Here is a 1,605-nt window from a genome sequence, read left to right as displayed (position 1 = left end):
TGAATCATAATTCCGTCAAATTACGATTCACCACCAATGTTAGACTGTTTTTTTGCCTTCTTTTTGTGTCATGTCGTTATTCCATATGTTTGGCGTATTCTAGTTGCTCATATGCTGTTTGCCGTTGTTCCGGCGTACTGTCTGGGTCATTTAATACATCGTTAGCAACGCCGCGAACTACAAAGGCATCCACAGCCCAACCTTGGTCATCAATCCAAGTGAAATGACTGTCAGCATAACCGGCATACATGGGGTTATCTTGCTTGAATACCGCTAGGGATGTGGCTTGGTAGTTGCCGTCATCAACACGCGAATACTCACTTACTAATCCAGCTTTTAATGCTGATTCAGTAGGATCACCGTTGGGGTCAATCATCCCAGATTTGACCAACATCTTATAAATTTGAGCTTTAGTCTTGTGCACACCGTGAGCCAATGCGATTTGGTAGGATTCTTCAACTAAGCTAGGGTAGATAATATTTTCTTCTTTCATGTGTTTACACCTCATTATTTTGTCTGGTATTTAACGCTCGCTATTAGCTTTAATTGCGCTGCCATGGTCTCGCCGTCTAGTACGCCTGATTGCTTAATAGCGTCCAGTACGCCCTTAATATTGTCGTTTACGGCCATTTCTGGCACGGTATTGCCTAGGATAATCAACTGAATGGCCAACATACGCCACTCATAATTCTTTAGCGTGATCGCCACGTTTTTAGCTTCATCCATCTTCAAAAACTCCTCTCATTTGGCTACCATATTTCACTCGGCGGAAAATTCCGCTAACATATTTGGTTCCTCAATTTTTGAGTTACCAACCAAACAATTCACGCCGCCGCATCCATACATAAACAGCACCGGCACCAAGTAGCATGTAAAACATCCAATCTGGCATAGTCGCCGCCTCACTTTCTAAATCCCCAAAGTAGGGGATGTCATAAGAAACGCTTGCCCCGTCAAAGTCGCCATTTCTTTATTTTTTAAATTGAATGTGCTTCTAAGTAACTATCAATATCAGGTTTGCTGATTCGTTTCACGTTACCAATGATTGTGATTTTCAACCCATCATCAATGAACTTGTTAAGCGTATTGCGGGCTACTCCTGCATACTGGCACGCTTGGCCTAGGTCTAACCACTTTTCAGGCAATTGCTGATTAGTTGCTGCCTGTTTAAAAGCGTCGTTAGCCGCGGCTGTCATAGCCGTTTTAATTTGTACCAACATATCATCTGGTAATGAAAAGGTGATTCCATCCATTATTGTTCATTCCTTTCTGATCCGTCCATTACAGCGTGTTTTAGAGCGTTTAACCCAATCGGGTGTGATTACACCTAAATTAGATTGATACTTTTTTATTCTTGTCGTTCGTTAATCTTTTGAGCGAAAACGGACTTTTGCACGTTCTGCCATAGCTTGGCGTTGTGCATCCGTGATTTTTCGCTTCTTATAATCACATTGCCAATAACTTCACCTTCAAGTATGGCGATACGATCACCACACATTTCACGCCGTGAAGGCTTAACCAGCGTATCCCATTTGTGATTGTGCTTAGGGTGGGCCTAGAATAAAAAGTGTACAAGTTAAATAGAGACTCTGATTTAGTATAATT

The 1,605-nt window shown here is 41.9% G+C and carries 3 protein-coding genes; all 3 read right to left on the bottom strand.

The annotated features are described in order from the left end of the window. Positions 1 to 76 precede the first annotated feature (76 nt). The 3 genes from FC07_RS04915 to FC07_RS04905 all read right to left on the bottom strand — a co-directional run bounded on the left by FC07_RS04915 (position 77) and on the right by FC07_RS04905 (position 1,253). Positions 77 to 493: a hypothetical protein gene (locus FC07_RS04915; RefSeq protein ID WP_057904012.1), complete on the bottom strand. Its 417-nt coding sequence runs from the start codon at positions 491 to 493 to the stop codon at positions 77 to 79. Positions 494 to 507: 14 nt separating this feature from the next. Then, positions 508 to 726 carry a hypothetical protein gene (locus FC07_RS04910; protein WP_057904011.1) on the bottom strand — a complete coding sequence of 73 codons (219 nt, stop codon included), beginning with the start codon at positions 724 to 726 and terminating at the stop codon, positions 508 to 510. A gap of 251 nt (positions 727 to 977) precedes the next feature. Continuing rightward, positions 978 to 1,253, bottom strand: a complete 276-nt coding sequence (locus FC07_RS04905; protein WP_057904010.1) for a helix-turn-helix domain-containing protein — start codon at positions 1,251 to 1,253, stop codon at positions 978 to 980. Positions 1,254 to 1,605 lie beyond the last annotated feature (352 nt).

This window comes from Loigolactobacillus bifermentans DSM 20003 (genome assembly GCF_001434575.1).
GTDB lineage: Bacteria > Bacillota > Bacilli > Lactobacillales > Lactobacillaceae > Loigolactobacillus > Loigolactobacillus bifermentans.
The sequence above is the reverse complement of the archived record's forward strand: the minus strand, read 5'-3'. Positions and strand labels throughout refer to the sequence as shown.